The sequence below is a fragment of the Caballeronia zhejiangensis genome, from assembly GCF_022879815.1.
GTDB lineage: Bacteria > Pseudomonadota > Gammaproteobacteria > Burkholderiales > Burkholderiaceae > Caballeronia > Caballeronia zhejiangensis.
Map to the genome: position 1 here is coordinate 2,666,988 of NZ_CP084283.1, position 13,745 is coordinate 2,680,732.

At 59.8% G+C, this 13,745-nt stretch carries 25 protein-coding genes; all 25 read right to left on the minus strand.

From position 1 onward, the window contains the following. Positions 1-17: 17 nt before the first annotated feature. Entirely contained in the window at positions 18-1,838 is a 1,821-nt protein-coding gene (gene dsbD / locus LDZ23_RS12745; RefSeq protein WP_008344051.1) for a protein-disulfide reductase DsbD, read from the minus strand. Further along, positions 1,831-2,163 (minus strand): divalent-cation tolerance protein CutA, encoded by a 333-nt coding sequence (gene cutA / locus LDZ23_RS12750; RefSeq protein ID WP_008344049.1) that lies wholly within the window; start codon positions 2,161-2,163, stop codon positions 1,831-1,833. The genes dsbD and cutA overlap by 8 nt, the downstream gene beginning before the upstream one ends. Before the next feature lie 147 nt (positions 2,164-2,310). Next, the gene (rplQ, locus tag LDZ23_RS12755) at positions 2,311-2,706 is read right to left on the minus strand and encodes a 50S ribosomal protein L17 (protein ID WP_008344047.1); all 396 of its coding nucleotides are present in this window, start codon (positions 2,704-2,706) and stop codon (positions 2,311-2,313) included. A 138-nt stretch (positions 2,707-2,844) separates the two neighbouring features. After that, positions 2,845-3,822 carry a DNA-directed RNA polymerase subunit alpha gene (locus LDZ23_RS12760; protein WP_008344045.1) on the minus strand — a complete coding sequence of 326 codons (978 nt, stop codon included), beginning with the start codon at positions 3,820-3,822 and terminating at the stop codon, positions 2,845-2,847. 134 nt (positions 3,823-3,956) lie between these two features. Further along, positions 3,957-4,580, minus strand: a complete 624-nt coding sequence (rpsD, locus tag LDZ23_RS12765; protein ID WP_008344042.1) for a 30S ribosomal protein S4 — start codon at positions 4,578-4,580, stop codon at positions 3,957-3,959. 160 nt (positions 4,581-4,740) lie between these two features. Continuing rightward, the gene (rpsK, locus tag LDZ23_RS12770) at positions 4,741-5,145 is read right to left on the minus strand and encodes a 30S ribosomal protein S11 (RefSeq protein ID WP_006052224.1); all 405 of its coding nucleotides are present in this window, start codon (positions 5,143-5,145) and stop codon (positions 4,741-4,743) included. A 28-nt stretch (positions 5,146-5,173) separates the two neighbouring features. Then, on the minus strand, positions 5,174-5,539 hold the full coding sequence (rpsM, locus tag LDZ23_RS12775) for a 30S ribosomal protein S13 (protein WP_008344037.1): 366 nt from the start codon (positions 5,537-5,539) through the stop codon (positions 5,174-5,176). A gap of 41 nt (positions 5,540-5,580) precedes the next feature. Continuing rightward, the gene (gene rpmJ, locus LDZ23_RS12780; protein ID WP_004199844.1) at positions 5,581-5,697 is read right to left on the minus strand and encodes a 50S ribosomal protein L36; all 117 of its coding nucleotides are present in this window, start codon (positions 5,695-5,697) and stop codon (positions 5,581-5,583) included. A 20-nt stretch (positions 5,698-5,717) separates the two neighbouring features. Further along, positions 5,718-5,936 (minus strand): translation initiation factor IF-1, encoded by a 219-nt coding sequence (gene infA, locus LDZ23_RS12785; RefSeq protein WP_004521905.1) that lies wholly within the window; start codon positions 5,934-5,936, stop codon positions 5,718-5,720. A gap of 8 nt (positions 5,937-5,944) precedes the next feature. Next, the gene (gene secY, locus LDZ23_RS12790; protein ID WP_008343935.1) at positions 5,945-7,291 is read right to left on the minus strand and encodes a preprotein translocase subunit SecY; all 1,347 of its coding nucleotides are present in this window, start codon (positions 7,289-7,291) and stop codon (positions 5,945-5,947) included. 41 nt (positions 7,292-7,332) lie between these two features. Further along, a complete protein-coding gene (gene rplO, locus LDZ23_RS12795; RefSeq protein ID WP_008343934.1) occupies positions 7,333-7,767 on the minus strand; it encodes a 50S ribosomal protein L15 in 435 nt (144 codons plus the stop codon). Positions 7,768-7,796: 29 nt separating this feature from the next. Then, a complete protein-coding gene (gene rpmD, locus LDZ23_RS12800) occupies positions 7,797-7,979 on the minus strand; it encodes a 50S ribosomal protein L30 (protein ID WP_006400644.1) in 183 nt (60 codons plus the stop codon). A gap of 10 nt (positions 7,980-7,989) precedes the next feature. Beyond that, positions 7,990-8,508, minus strand: a complete 519-nt coding sequence (gene rpsE, locus LDZ23_RS12805) for a 30S ribosomal protein S5 (protein WP_008343875.1) — start codon at positions 8,506-8,508, stop codon at positions 7,990-7,992. Positions 8,509-8,522: 14 nt separating this feature from the next. Continuing rightward, positions 8,523-8,888 (minus strand): 50S ribosomal protein L18, encoded by a 366-nt coding sequence (gene rplR, locus LDZ23_RS12810; RefSeq protein ID WP_008343872.1) that lies wholly within the window; start codon positions 8,886-8,888, stop codon positions 8,523-8,525. A 12-nt stretch (positions 8,889-8,900) separates the two neighbouring features. Next, on the minus strand, positions 8,901-9,431 hold the full coding sequence (gene rplF / locus LDZ23_RS12815) for a 50S ribosomal protein L6 (protein ID WP_008343868.1): 531 nt from the start codon (positions 9,429-9,431) through the stop codon (positions 8,901-8,903). An 18-nt stretch (positions 9,432-9,449) separates the two neighbouring features. Next, positions 9,450-9,845 (minus strand): 30S ribosomal protein S8, encoded by a 396-nt coding sequence (rpsH, locus tag LDZ23_RS12820; protein ID WP_008343866.1) that lies wholly within the window; start codon positions 9,843-9,845, stop codon positions 9,450-9,452. 14 nt (positions 9,846-9,859) lie between these two features. Next, positions 9,860-10,165 (minus strand): 30S ribosomal protein S14, encoded by a 306-nt coding sequence (rpsN, locus tag LDZ23_RS12825; RefSeq protein ID WP_008343864.1) that lies wholly within the window; start codon positions 10,163-10,165, stop codon positions 9,860-9,862. A gap of 7 nt (positions 10,166-10,172) precedes the next feature. After that, positions 10,173-10,712, minus strand: coding sequence for a 50S ribosomal protein L5 (gene rplE / locus LDZ23_RS12830; RefSeq protein ID WP_008343862.1), 540 nt, complete (start codon positions 10,710-10,712; stop codon positions 10,173-10,175). Between the two features lie 14 nt (positions 10,713-10,726). After that, complete coding sequence (gene rplX / locus LDZ23_RS12835; RefSeq protein WP_008343860.1) at positions 10,727-11,035, minus strand: 50S ribosomal protein L24; 309 nt, start codon at positions 11,033-11,035, stop codon at positions 10,727-10,729. 9 nt (positions 11,036-11,044) lie between these two features. After that, complete coding sequence (gene rplN / locus LDZ23_RS12840; protein WP_006998478.1) at positions 11,045-11,413, minus strand: 50S ribosomal protein L14; 369 nt, start codon at positions 11,411-11,413, stop codon at positions 11,045-11,047. A 302-nt stretch (positions 11,414-11,715) separates the two neighbouring features. Continuing rightward, positions 11,716-11,988, minus strand: a complete 273-nt coding sequence (rpsQ, locus tag LDZ23_RS12845) for a 30S ribosomal protein S17 (RefSeq protein WP_008343854.1) — start codon at positions 11,986-11,988, stop codon at positions 11,716-11,718. Beyond that, positions 11,985-12,179, minus strand: coding sequence for a 50S ribosomal protein L29 (rpmC, locus tag LDZ23_RS12850; RefSeq protein WP_008343853.1), 195 nt, complete (start codon positions 12,177-12,179; stop codon positions 11,985-11,987). The genes rpsQ and rpmC overlap by 4 nt, the downstream gene beginning before the upstream one ends. Before the next feature lie 10 nt (positions 12,180-12,189). Further along, positions 12,190-12,606, minus strand: coding sequence for a 50S ribosomal protein L16 (gene rplP / locus LDZ23_RS12855; RefSeq protein WP_008343852.1), 417 nt, complete (start codon positions 12,604-12,606; stop codon positions 12,190-12,192). A 2-nt stretch (positions 12,607-12,608) separates the two neighbouring features. Beyond that, positions 12,609-13,403 carry a 30S ribosomal protein S3 gene (gene rpsC, locus LDZ23_RS12860; protein WP_008343851.1) on the minus strand — a complete coding sequence of 265 codons (795 nt, stop codon included), beginning with the start codon at positions 13,401-13,403 and terminating at the stop codon, positions 12,609-12,611. A 10-nt stretch (positions 13,404-13,413) separates the two neighbouring features. Further along, the gene (gene rplV, locus LDZ23_RS12865; protein ID WP_007730533.1) at positions 13,414-13,743 is read right to left on the minus strand and encodes a 50S ribosomal protein L22; all 330 of its coding nucleotides are present in this window, start codon (positions 13,741-13,743) and stop codon (positions 13,414-13,416) included. Between the last annotated feature and the right edge of the window lie 2 nt (positions 13,744-13,745).

Genomic DNA, 13,745 nt, shown 5'->3' on the forward strand with positions numbered 1-13,745 from the left:
AGTGCATCGCCCTTTTTTTATCCGTTCAGTTTATCGAGACTCTTCAGAAACGTATCCGCCGATTCATACCCGACCACGCGCGCGACTTCGTTGCCCTGCGCATCGAAGAAGATGATTCCCGGCGGCCCGAAAAGCTTGAAGCGCTTGAGGAGAATTTGATCGTTCGTGTTGTTGGCGGTCACGTCCGCGCGCAGAAGATTCAGTTGCGCGAGGCGCGCTTGCACACGGGCGTCGGAGAAAGTCAGCTTCTCCATTTCCTTGCACGACACGCACCAGTCCGCGTAGAAATCGAGCATCGCGGGACGCGCCGCCGCTTTGACCGCCGAGTCCAGTTCCGCCGATGAACGCACCGGCGCGAAGATCAGGCCCTGCGATCGCGCATTCGCCGACGGCTCGCTGCGGGAAGCCAGCACGGCGAGCGGGCGCAGCGGATCTGTCGAACCCGCCGCCAATCCGACGAGCAGCGTCGCCGCCCAGATCGCGAATGCCGCTCCGAGCCCGCGCCCGAGCCGCTTCCACACACCGACAGGCGCCGCCGCGCCCGACGAGAACAATCCGAGCGATGCCGCCGCGATCAGCAGCCATAGCGCCGCGAGCAGCATCTGCGCAACGCCGCCGATGACCGGCCAGACGATCCACAGCGCGGCCGCGAGCAGCACGACGCCGAAGAAGACCTTCACGCCGTCCATCCACGCACCGGCGCGCGGCAGAACCGAACCCGCGCCGAGCCCGATGACGAGCAGCGGCACGCCCAGTCCGATGCCCATTGCGAAGAGCGCGGCGCCGCCGAGCGCAGCGTTGCCGGTGTGCGCGATGAACGCGAGCACCGCGAAAAGTGGCGCAGTCATGCACGCGCCGACCACGAGCGCGGACAGCGCGCCCATCGCCGCGACTGCCGCGAACTTGCCGCCGCTGCGCTTCTGCGATGCTTCGTTGACGCCCGCTTGCCAGCGCGCGGGCAGCGCGATATCGACGCCCGAGATCAACGCGATGGCGAACGCCGCGAGCAGCAGGCCGAACGCGCCGAGCACCCACGGGTTCTGCAGCCACGCGCCGAGGCTTTGTCCGATCAACGCGGCAGCGACGCCGAGCGCGGTATAGACGAGCGCCATGCCGATCACGTACGAAACCGACAATGCGAATCCGCGCGAACGCGTCACACGCGCGCCTTCGCCGACGATGATCGCGGACAGAATCGGGATCATCGGATACGAGCATGGCAGGAGGCTCAGTACCATGCCGGCAAGGAAATAGAGTCCGACGACTGTGAAGAATCCGCCGCCCTCGAGCATCGATTGCGCGTAGTCGGCGCTGGTCGCGCGCTCGAACCAAGTGTCGCCGGTGTTTGCGCTCGTCGTCGCGGTCGGTGCCGCGCCCGCGGGCTGGAGCGCGTCGCCGCGCACACGATAGGCCTTCTCCATCGGCGGATAGCAGATGCCGCCATCCGCGCAACCCTGCGACGTCACCGCGAGCTCGAACGGCCCGTTCGCTTTCGTCACCGGAATACGGATGATCAGTTCGCCGCGATACGTCTCGACGTCCTTGTTGAACGTCTGATCGAAATGAACTTTGCCCGCCGGAAGTTGCGCCGCGCCGATGGTCGCGTCGCCGCTCTTCACCGCGAACGCGAAACGCTCACGGTACATGTAGTAGCCGTCGGCGATCTTGTAGCGCACGTCCACTTCGCCCGGCTTTTCGGATGCGCTGAATTTGAACGCGACGTCGGGCTCGAGGAAATCGTCGGCTGCGCGCGCGGCGCCCGACAGCAGCGCGAACGCCGCCAGGAAGAGAAACGCGCCGAAAAGTCGCCGCGTGACAAGGCGAGAAAACTCAAACATGAAGAGGACGCTGCGTTTCTGCGTTGACCCACTGGCCGTATCCCGGCGATGCATCGACCTGCCAGACGAGGATTTCGGGCGTTTCATATGGATGTCGAGCCTCGACGAAGCGCTGCAATTCTGCGCTGCGCGCGACGCTCGTCTTGAACAACAACTGCACTTCCTGCGACGACTCCAGCACGCCCTTCCAGTGATATTGCGACGACACGGCGCCGAGATTCGTCACGCACGCCGCGAGCCGCGCGTCCAGCGCCGCTTGCGCGAGCGCATCGGCTGCGGCGGCGTCGGGCAGCGTGGACAGCATCAAAACGACGGGGACGTTCACTCGGCGTGCTCCGAGAGGTTAATTGCGTATCGTAGCATCGGCGGCTGACACTCACTTTTACGCCTCGGCGCGCTGAAATGTCGCAGCCAGAAAGCAAAAAGGCCAAGCTCTAAGCCTGGCCTTTCTGGTAACAACCGAAAACGGGATTTATTCCGCTTCTTGCACTTCTTCCGTCTCTTCGACTTCCGGGCGATCCATCAGTTGGACCAGCGCCATCGGGGCGTTATCGCCGACGCGGAAACCGAACTTCAGGATGCTCAGGTAGCCGCCCGGGCGGTTCGCGTAGCGCGGGCCGAGGACGTCGAACAGCTTCGCGACGGAATCACGATCGCGCAGGCGGTTGAACGCCAGACGACGGTTCGCGAGCGACGGCTTCTTGCCCAGCGTGATGAGGGGCTCGACGACCTTGCGCAGTTCCTTGGCCTTCGGCAGCGTCGTCTTGATGACTTCGTGCTCGATCAGCGAGTTCGACATATTGCGGAGCATTGCCAGACGATGGCTGCTCGTGCGGTTCAGTTTCCGCAGACCATGCTTATGACGCATTTCAGTTCCTTTAACGAGTTTTGATCCAGCTCTTCTATTGCACCCTAATTTGCGTGCACGGGCCGGTCAGGTAAAAGCAAGACGCGGATTTTAAAGCAAAATCCGCGTCTTTGCCAAGTTACGCGACTGCGTTTGGTATTACTTGTCCAACCCGGCCGGCGGCCAGTTTTCGAGCTTCATACCAAGCGTCAGACCGCGCGACGCCAGCACTTCCTTGATTTCGTTCAGCGACTTGCGGCCGAGGTTCGGCGTCTTCAGCAGCTCGTTTTCCGTGCGCTGGATCAGGTCGCCGATGTAGTAGATGTTCTCGGCCTTCAGGCAGTTCGCCGAGCGAACCGTGAGTTCAAGATCGTCCACCGGACGCAGCAAGATCGGGTCGATCTGCGGTGCGCGCGACGGTGCTTCTGCTGCCGCTTCCGTGCCTTCCAGTGCGGCGAACACCGACAACTGATCGACCAGAATGCGAGCCGACTGGCGGATCGCTTCTTCCGGCGAAATCACGCCGTTGGTCTCGATGTTCATCACGAGCTTGTCGAGGTCGGTGCGCTGTTCGACACGTGCGCTTTCGACGGCGTAGCTCACGCGGCGAACCGGCGAGAACGACGCGTCCAGCACGATGCGGCCGATGATCTTGGCCGACTCTTCGCCATAGCGACGCACGTTGCCCGGCACGTAGCCGCGGCCCTTTTCGATCTTGATCTGAACGTCGAGCTTGCCGCCCTTCGACAGGTGAGCGATCACGTGTTCCGGATTGATGACCTCGCAGTCGTGCGCGAGTTCGATATCGCCGGCCGTGACAACGCCTTCGCCTTCCTTGCGCAGCGTCACCGTGACTTCGTCCCGGTTGTGCAGCTTGAAGACGACACCCTTCAGGTTCAACAGCAGGTTGACCACATCCTCTTGCACACCATCGAGCGTCGAGTATTCGTGCACGACGCCTGCGATCGTCACTTCGGTCGGCGCGTAGCCGATCATCGACGACAGCAGCACGCGCCGAAGCGCGTTACCCAAGGTGTGGCCATAGCCGCGTTCGAACGGCTCCATAACCACTTTCGCATGGTTCTCACCAAGCGATTCAACTGCAATGATCTTGGGCTTCAACAAACTGGTTTGCATAGGTTTTCCTTTTCAATACCCTCGGCTCGTTACACCGATAAGGCTGACCGGTGACAACCTGAAAATAAACAGCCGAGGCCACCTCTTGCCACGAGCAATCAGGCTCCCCGGCTGTCCATCCATTACCGCCGCGATTAACGCGAATACAATTCGACGATCAGGCTTTCGTTGATGTCGCCGGCGATGTCGCTACGCTCGGGCATCGACTTGAACGTGCCTTCGAACTTCTTCTCGTCGACCGACACCCAGCTCGGCATGCCGCCTTGCTGCGCCAGCGAGAGAGCTTCGACGATACGAGCCTGCTTGCGCGACTGCTCGCGCACGGACACGACGTCGCCCGACTTCACTTGCAGCGACGGGATGTTCGCGACTTGGCCGTTCACCATGATCGCCTTGTGGCTCACGAGCTGACGTGCTTCAGCGCGCGTCGAGCCGAAGCCCATGCGATACACGACGTTGTCGAGACGCGACTCGAGCAATTGCAGCAGGTTTTCGCCCGTCGGGCCCTTGCGGCGGTCGGCTTCAGCGAAGTAGCGGCGGAACTGACGCTCCAGCACACCGTAGATACGCTTCACTTTCTGCTTTTCGCGCAACTGGGTACCGTAGTCGGACGTACGCGCGCCCGAGGTGCGGCCGTGCTGGCCGGGCTTGCTGTCGAGCTTGCACTTGTCGGCGAGGGAGCGGCGTGCGCTCTTCAGGAACAGATCAGTGCCTTCACGGCGGGACAGCTTTGCTTTGGGACCGGTATAGCGTGCCACGTTGCATCCTTAAATATTGATCACGCAAACTTCCGTTGAACTTCAGTCTGCGCTAGTCCGAACCCTTTGGGCCGAACGGTGGGCTTAGTCAAAACTTACTAACGCACGAAACCCGCCGATACTCGCGCATCGACAGGCAACATGCGGTTGCGTCGACGTATTAGATACGACGGCGCTTCGGCGGACGGCAGCCGTTGTGCGGGACCGGCGTCACGTCGGAGATCGCGGTGATCTTGATGCCAAGACCATGCAACGCGCGCACCGCCGATTCGCGGCCAGGACCGGGGCCCTTGATCCGCACTTCGAGGTTCTTCACGCCGTATTCCATTGCCACGCGACCAGCCGATTCGGCTGCGACCTGAGCTGCGAAGGGCGTCGACTTACGCGAGCCCTTGAAGCCCTGACCACCCGAGGTCGCCCATGCCAGCGCGTTACCTTGACGGTCGGTGATCGTGATAATGGTGTTGTTGAACGACGCGTGAACGTGAACCACGCCCTCGGCGACGTTCTTCTTGACCTTCTTGCGAACGCGTTGCGCCGCGGAGTTGTTCGAAGCCTTAGCCATTACGTTTTCCTGTAACTGTCAGTTCCGCTTACTTCTTCAGCGATTGCGCTGCACGACGCGGACCCTTGCGCGTACGGGCATTCGTGCGCGTACGCTGGCCACGCAGGGGCAGGCCCTTGCGGTGGCGCATGCCGCGGTAGCAACCCAAGTCCATCAGGCGCTTGATGTTCATCGTCACTTCACGGCGCAGGTCGCCTTCGACGATGAACTTGCCCACTTCGTCACGCAGCTTTTCGAGGTCTGCGTCGGTAAGGTCTTTGACCTTCTTCGAAAATTCCACGCCAGCAGCGGTGCAGATGCCACGCGAACGCGTGCGGCCGATGCCGAAGATTGCCGTCAGGCCGATCTCGGTATGCTGGTGATTCGGGATGTTAACCCCTGCGATACGAGCCATTGTTTTTCCTCAAACAAAAAGCGCAAGCAAAAGCGCGGCGTTCAGCCTTGACGCTGTTTGTGGCGCGGATCAGAGCTGCAAATCACGCGCACAACGCCCTTGCGCTTGATGATCTTGCAATTGCGGCAAATGCGCTTAACCGATGCCATCACTTTCATGATATTACCCTTTTTTCAAATCACTTCGCCCGGAACACGATCCGTGCACGAGACAGATCGTAAGGCGTCAATTCAACCGTAACCTTGTCGCCCGGCAGGATGCGGATGTAGTGCATCCGCATCTTTCCGGAAATATGTCCCAGGACGACATGGCCATTTTCCAATTTCACCCGGAAAGTAGCGTTGGGAAGGTTTTCGATGACCTCACCCTGCATCTGGATAACATCGTCTTTGGCCATAGTCCTTATTAACGCATCGGGACGTTGCCACCCTTGAAGTTTGCCTTCTTGAGCAGCGATTCATATTGTTGCGACATAACGTACGACTGCACCTGAGCCATGAAGTCCATCGTGACGACGACAATGATCAGCAGCGACGTTCCACCAAAATAAAACGGCACGTTCCAGCGCAACACCAGAAACTCAGGCAGCAGGCACACGAATACGATGTAGATCGCACCAGCCAGCGTAAGACGCGTGAGGATGCGGTCGATATATCGTGCAGTCTGATCGCCCGGACGGATACCCGGAACGAAAGCACCGCTCTTCTTCAAGTTGTCGGCGGTCTCCCGGCTGTTGAACACCAATGCGGTGTAGAAGAAGCAGAAGAAGACGATCGCCAACGCATACAGCAGCACGTACACCGGTTGACCGGGCTTCAGCGCCTCGGCCACGTTGTGCAGCGTGTTCGCGAACCAGTTGGTGCGCGTACCCGAACTGAACCAGTTCAGGATGGTTGCCGGGAAGAGGATGATCGACGACGCGAAGATCGGCGGAATCACACCCGACATGTTCAACTTCAGCGGCAGATGAGACGACTGTCCGCCGTAAATCTTGTTACCGACCTGGCGCTTCGCATAGTTCACGAGGATCTTGCGCTGACCGCGTTCGATGAACACGACCAGATACGTGACCGCCGCGATCAAGACCACGATGATGATCGCCGAGATGATGCTCATCGAACCGGTGCGAACCAGTTCGAACAGACCACCGATCGCGTTCGGGAAACCCGCTGCGATACCACCGAAGATGATGATCGAGATGCCGTTGCCGAGACCACGCTCCGTGATCTGCTCACCGAGCCACATCAGGAACATCGTGCCCGTCACGAGCGTGACGACCGTCGTCAGCCGGAACACCATGCCGGGGTCCAGCACCAGAGCCGGCTGGTTTTCCAGCGCGACCGCGATACCGAACGCCTGGAAGGTCGCCAGAACCACCGTGAAGATACGCGTGTACTGCGTGATCTTACGTTGTCCCGCCTGCCCTTCCTTCTTCAGCGCCTCCATCTGCGGCGACACGATCGACAGCAACTGCATGATGATCGACGCCGAAATGTAGGGCATGATGCCCAGCGCAAAGATCGTGAACCGCGACAGTGCGCCACCCGAGAACATGTTGAACATGCCAAGGATGCCGCCCGACTGGCTCTGGAACAGCTTCGCCAGTTGATCCGGATCGATGCCGGGCACCGGAATATGCGCCCCAATGCGGTAGACGATCAGCGCAAGCAGCAGGAACACTGCACGCCGGCGCAGATCGCCGAATTTCGCCGCGCTTCGACCGGTTTTTGCGAGACTCGGGCTGTTAGCCAAGTACCTTCTCCGATGCTAGTGCTAGTAACGGCGAAAGCGCGTTACTCGGCGAAAGAGCCGCCAGCGGCTTCGATTGCCTCACGGGCGCCCTTCGTTGCCGTCAGGCCCTTCACCGTGACCTTGCGCGTGATCTCGCCGGTCTTGATGATCTTCGCGCTCTTGATGAGCTCGCCGACCAGACCCGCTTGCTTCAACGCCAACAGATCGATTTCGTCGACCGGCAGCTTCTCGAGATCAGCCAGGCGCACTTCACCGACGAATTCCTTCGTCAGCGAGGTGAAGCCGCGCTTCGGCAGACGACGCTGCAGAGGCATCTGACCGCCTTCGAAGCCGACCTTGTGAAAGCCGCCCGAACGCGATTTCTGACCCTTGTGGCCGCGGCCAGCGGTCTTGCCGAGGCCCGAACCGATACCGCGACCGACGCGACGCTTAGCGTGCTTCGCGCCTTCCGCCGGCTTCAGGTTATTCAATTCCATGTTCAACTCCTTGGATCCGTAGGTCGCGCTTAGGCGATGACCTTAACGAGGTACGAGACCTTGTTGATCATCCCGCGCACTGCCGGCGTGTCCTGCAGCTCGGAAACCGAGTTCAGGCGACGCAGGCCGAGGCCACGCACCGTTGCGCGGTGCGATTCGCGGGTCCCGATCAGGCTCTTGACGAGCTGAACCTTGACAGTTTTTTCAGACATGGTGACCACCTTAGCCCAGAATGTCTTCGACGGACTTACCACGCTTCGCAGCGATGTCTGCCGGGGTCGACTGCTTGCGCAGGCCGTCCAGCGTCGCACGAACGAGGTTGTACGGGTTCGTCGAACCGTGGCTCTTGGCCACAACGTTTTGAACGCCCATCACGTCGAACACTGCGCGCATCGGGCCGCCAGCGATCACGCCGGTACCGTCCTTCGCCGGAGCGAGGAGAACCGCCGATGCGCCGTGCTTGCCGTGCACTTCGTGTTGCAGCGTGCCGTTCTTCAGGGGCACCTTGAACATGTTGCGGCGGGCCTGCTCCATTGCCTTTTGAACGGCAACCGGAACTTCCTTGGCCTTGCCCTTGCCCATGCCGATTCGGCCGTCACCGTCGCCAACCACGGTCAGTGCGGCGAAGCCGAGAATACGGCCACCCTTCACGACCTTGGTCACGCGGTTGACCGAAATCATCTTTTCGCGCAGGCCGTCGTCGCGTTCGTCAGCCTGAACTTTCGCTTGCATCTTTGCCATGACGAATTCTTCCCTTAGAACTTGAGCCCGGCTTCACGCGCCGCATCAGCCAGCGCCTTCACGCGGCCGTGGTAGCGGAAACCCGAGCGGTCAAAGGCGACGGATTCGATGCCGGCAGCCTTGGCCTTTTCGGCGATACGCTTGCCGATCAAGGTCGCGGCGTTGACGTTGCCGCCCTTGCCCGACTTGTCGGCCAGTTCAGCGCGCACTTCAGCTTCCAGCGTCGAGGCGCTTGCCACGACCTTCGTGCCGCATGCCGAGAACACTTGCGCGTAGATATGCGTATTCGTGCGATGCACGGCCAGACGCGGAACCTGCAGCTCAGCGATCTTGATACGCGTCTGACGAGCGCGGCGCAGGCGAGATTGAGTCTTATCCATGATTGCGCACCCTTACTTCTTCTTCGTTTCTTTGAGGATCACGACCTCGTCGGAATAGCGCACGCCCTTGCCCTTGTACGGCTCGGGCGGACGATAGCCGCGCACTTCTGCTGCGGTCTGTCCGACTTTCTGCTTGTCGATCCCCTTGATCACGATTTCGGTCTGCGACGGGGTTTCAGCCTTGACGCCTTCCGGCATCTGGTGCACCACGGGGTGCGAGAAACCCAGCGACAGGTTCAGCTTGTCGCCTTGCGCTTGCGCACGATAACCGACGCCAACCAGCGTCAGCTTGCGCTCGAAACCCTTGGTGACGCCTTGCACCATGTTCGCCAGGAGGGCGCGCATCGTGCCGGACATCGCGTTCGCTTCGCGGCTTTCATCCGTCGGAGCCAGCTTCAACGTGCCGTCTTCGTTCGTCACGGCAACCAGCTTGTTGACCGGTTGCGAGATCGTGCCGAGCGGACCCTTCACGGTGATGACGTCGCTCTTGATGGCCACTTCCGCGCCTTGCAGCGCGATCGGGCTTTTACCTACTCGAGACATGTTTCTTCTCCTTAGGCGTTAAGCGACGTAGCAGATGACTTCGCCACCGACGCCGTTCTGGCGCGCCTTGCGGTCGGTCATCACACCCTTCGGCGTCGACACGATTGCAACGCCCAGGCCGTTCATCACGGTCGGGATGTCATTGCGACCGCGGTACACGCGCAGACCGGGCTTCGATACGCGCTCGAGGCGCTCGATAACCGGACGGCCAGCGTAGTACTTCAACGCGATGTTCAATTCCGTCTTCGCACCTTCCGACTTGACTGCGAAGTCGTCGATATAACCTTCGTCCTTCAAAACCTGCGCAATCGCAACCTTGACTTTCGACGAGGGCATAGTCACCGAAACCTTCTCGACCATCTGCGCATTGCGGATGCGAGTCAGCATATCGGCGATAGGATCACTCATGCTCATTTATGTTTCTCCTATTACCAGCTCGCCTTGGTCAGGCCAGGGATTTCGCCGCGGAAAGCGATTTCACGAATCTTGCCGCGTGCGAGTCCGAACTTGCGGAACGTGCCACGCGGACGACCCGTGATCGCGCAGCGGTTACGCTTGCGAGTGGGGTTCGAGTTACGCGGCAGTTGTTGCAGTGCCAGACGCGCGAGGTAACGCTCTTCGTCCGACTTGCTTGCGTCGTCGATCACAGCCTTCAGCTCAGCACGCTTCGGAGCGTACTTGGCTGCCAGGCGCGCGCGCTTCTTTTCACGTTCGATCAGTGCCAGTTTAGCCACGGTAACCTCAGTTTCTGAACGGGAACTTGAAGCCGGCGAGCAATGCCTTTGCTTCTTCGTCGGTCTTCGCGGTGGTCGTGATGCTGATGTTCAGCCCACGCAGCGCGTCGATCTTGTCGTAGTCGATTTCGGGGAAAATGATTTGCTCTTTCACACCGATGTTGTAGTTACCACGGCCGTCGAACGCCTTGCCCGACACACCGCGGAAGTCGCGCACGCGAGGCAGCGCAACCGTCACGAAACGGTCCAGGAATTCGTACATGGCATTGCCACGCAGGGTAACCATCGTGCCAATCGGGTAGCCTTCGCGGATCTTGAAACCAGCGATTGCCTTGCGCGACTTGGTGATGACGGGCTTTTGGCCCGCGATCTTCGTGAGGTCACCAACGGCGTGCTCAAGCACCTTCTTGTCAGCGACGGCTTCGCCAAGCCCCATATTCAGGGTGATCTTGGTGAGGCGCGGCACTTCCATAATCGACTTGTAGCCGAACTTTTCAACCAGTTCCGGCACAACCTTTTCTTTGTAAATCTCTTGCAGACGAGCCATTTTTTAACTCCGCGTCAGGCGTTAAGCGTGGCGCCGGTCGACTTCAAGAAGCGAACCTTCTTGCCGTCTTCGACCTTGATGCCCACACGCGATGCCTTGCCATTCGCGTCGACCAATGCGACGTTCGAAATATGCAGCGGCATCGTTTTGGCTTCCACACCGCCCGTCGTACCCTTCATCGGGTTCGGCTTCACGTGCTTCTTGACGAGGTTGATGCCCTCGACGGTGACACGGTCGTCCGCAACGGCCAGCACGGTGCCGCGCTTGCCCTTGTCCTTGCCGGTGGTGACGATGACTTCGTCACCCTTGCGAATCTTGTTCATCGCGACTCCTTACAGCACTTCCGGAGCGAGCGAAACGATCTTCATGAATCGTTCGCTACGCAGTTCACGCGTAACCGGCCCGAAAATACGCGTGCCGATCGGCTCGAGCTTCGTGTTCAGCAGAACGGCGGCATTGCCGTCGAACTTGATGAGCGAGCCATCCTGGCGACGCACGCCCTTGGCCGTACGAACGACCACGGCGTTGTAGATTTCGCCCTTTTTCACGCGTCCGCGCGGCGTCGCTTCCTTGACGGTCACCTTGATGATGTCGCCAATGCTTGCGTAACGACGCTTCGAGCCGCCGAGCACCTTGATGCACATGACTTCACGCGCACCCGTGTTGTCGGCCACTTCAAGCCGAGTTTCGGTCTGGATCATGGTTTATCTTTCCCAACTTAATCCGATTGCACCACCATGGCACAGCCGGTCAGTCTTGGTCCCGTCAGCCAAATGGCTGCTTGGGTTAGAACAGGCAGCAACGGCAGACGAAACCCGCCATCGCAATCCGGTGAATCTGTCGACTCAGGCTAGCGCCCGAACCGGCTTCCCCCACCAATTTCGCCCGCGACGGGGCTCCCACAAAGAGGGAAGACCGAGATTATAACAAATAATCCCGGTCTTGCAAGCGAAACTTACTGCGATACAACTACTTACAGCATCGCGGCACTACAACTTCAGCTTTAGATCACGCGAGCCGCTTCAACCAGCTTCGACACAACCCAAGCCTTCGTCTTCGAAATCGGACGAGTTTCCTGGATTTCGACGAGATCGCCTTCGTTGTACGTGTTCGCGTCGTCATGCGCGTGGTACTTCTTCGAACGCACGACGTACTTGCCGTAGATCGGATGCTTCACGCGGTGCTCGACCAGCACGGTGACCGTCTTGTCCATCTTGTTGCTGACGACCTTGCCGACCAGCGTCCGCTTGAGCGAGGTTTTTACGCTATCGTTCATTTCTGGTTCGCCTTCTCGGTCATGACGGTACGCACGCGTGCGATGTCGCGACGGACCTTCTTCAGCTGGCTCGTGTTCGTGAGCTGCTGGGTCGCGAGCTGCATACGCAAGCCAAATTGCGCCTTGAGCAGATCCGACAGCTCCTTGTTGAGCGCGGCCTGGTCTTTTTGGCGAAGTTCAGTTGCCTTCATCATTTACTCCTTAGGCGCCGAGCTGACGGACCACGAAGTTCGTCTTGAGCGGCAGCTTGGCTGCCGCCAGACGGAACGCTTCGCGCGCCAGTTCTTCGGAGACACCGTCCATTTCGTACAGCATCTTGCCCGGTTGAATTTCAGCGACGTAGTACTCAGGGTTACCCTTACCGTTACCCATACGCACTTCGGCCGGCTTTTGCGAAATCGGCTTGTCCGGGAAGATACGGATCCAGATCCGGCCGCCACGCTTGATGTGACGCGTCATTGCACGACGCGCCGCTTCGATTTGACGCGCGGTCAAACGGCCGCGACCGATAGCCTTCAGACCGTATTCACCGAACGACACCGCGTTGCCGCGCGTCGCCTTACCGGTGTTACGACCCTTCTGCTCTTTGCGATACTTTCTGCGTTTCGGTTGCAGCATCGTTATTCTCCAGTCTTCGCGTCACCGCCAGCGCGACGGGGTGCGCCACGACGCGCGCCGCCCGGAGCGCCTTCACCGTCACGGCGCGGACGGCGATCGCCACCCGGACGTGCGTTGCGGCGCGGACGCTTTTCTTCCGCCACTTCTTCCACGACCGGCGCTTCGTTGCGGCCCAGGGTATCGCCCTTGTAGACCCACACCTTCACGCCGATGATGCCGTACGTGGTCTTCGCTTCGGACGTCGCGTAGTCGATATCCGCACGCAGCGTATGGAGGGGCACGCGACCTTCGCGATACCACTCGGTACGAGCGATTTCGATACCGTTCAGACGACCCGCGCTCATGATCTTGATGCCTTGTGCACCAAGACGCATCGCGTTTTGCATCGCGCGCTTCATCGCACGGCGGAACATGATCCGGCGCTCGAGCTGCTGCGTGATGGAATCGGCGATCAGTTGCGCGTCCGTTTCCGGCTTGCGAATCTCTTCGATGTTGACGTGAACCGGAACGCCCATGCGCTTCTGCAGTTCCGCCTTCAGCGATTCGATGTCCTCGCCCTTCTTGCCGATGACAACGCCCGGACGCGAGCTGTAAATCGTGATGCGCGCGTTCTTCGCCGGACGCTCGATGACGACGCGACCAACCGAAGCGTTCTTCAGCTTCTTCTTCAGGTATTCACGAACACCGATGTCTTCCTGCAACATCGCCGCGAAATTGTTGTTGTTCGCATACCAGCGCGAAGCCCAATTGCGGCTGACGGCCAAACGGAAGCCAGTCGGATGAATTTTCTGTCCCATCGTTGGCTCCTTAATTCCCGACCGTCACAGTGATGTGACAGGATTGCTTCTCGATGCGGTTACCACGACCCTTTGCGCGTGCGGTGAAACGCTTCAGCGAAGCAGCCTTGTCGACGTAGATGCTCGTGATCTTGAGCTCGTCGATGTCGGCGCCTTCGTTGTGTTCCGCATTCGCGATCGCAGACAGCACGACCTTCTTGACGATACCCGCCGCCTTCTTCGGCGAGAACGTCAGGACGTTCAGCGCCTTGTCGACCGGCAAACCACGAATCTGGTCAGCCACAAGGCGCGTTTTCTGCGCCGAGATGCGGGCACCGCGATGAATTGCTTTCACTTCCATCT

Coding starts and splice junctions, on each gene's coding strand:
- dsbD (WP_008344051.1), bottom strand. CDS start 1,838: ATGTTTGAGTTTTCTCGCCTTGTCACGCGGCGACTTTTCGGCGCGTTT.
- LDZ23_RS12760 (WP_008344045.1), bottom strand. CDS start 3,822: ATGCAAACCAGTTTGTTGAAGCCCAAGATCATTGCAGTTGAATCGCTT.
- rplN (WP_006998478.1), bottom strand. CDS start 11,413: ATGATCCAGACCGAAACTCGGCTTGAAGTGGCCGACAACACGGGTGCG.
- rpsM (WP_008344037.1), bottom strand. CDS start 5,539: ATGGCTCGTATCGCAGGGGTTAACATCCCGAATCACCAGCATACCGAG.
- rplO (WP_008343934.1), bottom strand. CDS start 7,767: ATGGAATTGAATAACCTGAAGCCGGCGGAAGGCGCGAAGCACGCTAAG.
- rplX (WP_008343860.1), bottom strand. CDS start 11,035: ATGAACAAGATTCGCAAGGGTGACGAAGTCATCGTCACCACCGGCAAG.
- rplV (WP_007730533.1), bottom strand. CDS start 13,743: ATGGAAGTGAAAGCAATTCATCGCGGTGCCCGCATCTCGGCGCAGAAA.
- rplF (WP_008343868.1), bottom strand. CDS start 9,431: ATGTCTCGAGTAGGTAAAAGCCCGATCGCGCTGCAAGGCGCGGAAGTG.
- rplR (WP_008343872.1), bottom strand. CDS start 8,888: ATGGATAAGACTCAATCTCGCCTGCGCCGCGCTCGTCAGACGCGTATC.
- rpmJ (WP_004199844.1), bottom strand. CDS start 5,697: ATGAAAGTGATGGCATCGGTTAAGCGCATTTGCCGCAATTGCAAGATC.
- rpsH (WP_008343866.1), bottom strand. CDS start 9,845: ATGAGCATGAGTGATCCTATCGCCGATATGCTGACTCGCATCCGCAAT.
- rpmD (WP_006400644.1), bottom strand. CDS start 7,979: ATGTCTGAAAAAACTGTCAAGGTTCAGCTCGTCAAGAGCCTGATCGGG.
- rplQ (WP_008344047.1), bottom strand. CDS start 2,706: ATGCGTCATAAGCATGGTCTGCGGAAACTGAACCGCACGAGCAGCCAT.
- rplP (WP_008343852.1), bottom strand. CDS start 12,606: ATGCTGCAACCGAAACGCAGAAAGTATCGCAAAGAGCAGAAGGGTCGT.
- infA (WP_004521905.1), bottom strand. CDS start 5,936: ATGGCCAAAGACGATGTTATCCAGATGCAGGGTGAGGTCATCGAAAAC.
- rpsE (WP_008343875.1), bottom strand. CDS start 8,508: ATGGCAAAGATGCAAGCGAAAGTTCAGGCTGACGAACGCGACGACGGC.
- rplE (WP_008343862.1), bottom strand. CDS start 10,712: ATGGCTCGTCTGCAAGAGATTTACAAAGAAAAGGTTGTGCCGGAACTG.
- rpsK (WP_006052224.1), bottom strand. CDS start 5,145: ATGGCTAAGGCTTCGAACAACTCCGCGGCGCAACGCGTTCGCAAGAAG.
- rpsQ (WP_008343854.1), bottom strand. CDS start 11,988: ATGAACGATAGCGTAAAAACCTCGCTCAAGCGGACGCTGGTCGGCAAG.
- rpsC (WP_008343851.1), bottom strand. CDS start 13,403: ATGGGACAGAAAATTCATCCGACTGGCTTCCGTTTGGCCGTCAGCCGC.
- rpmC (WP_008343853.1), bottom strand. CDS start 12,179: ATGAAGGCAACTGAACTTCGCCAAAAAGACCAGGCCGCGCTCAACAAG.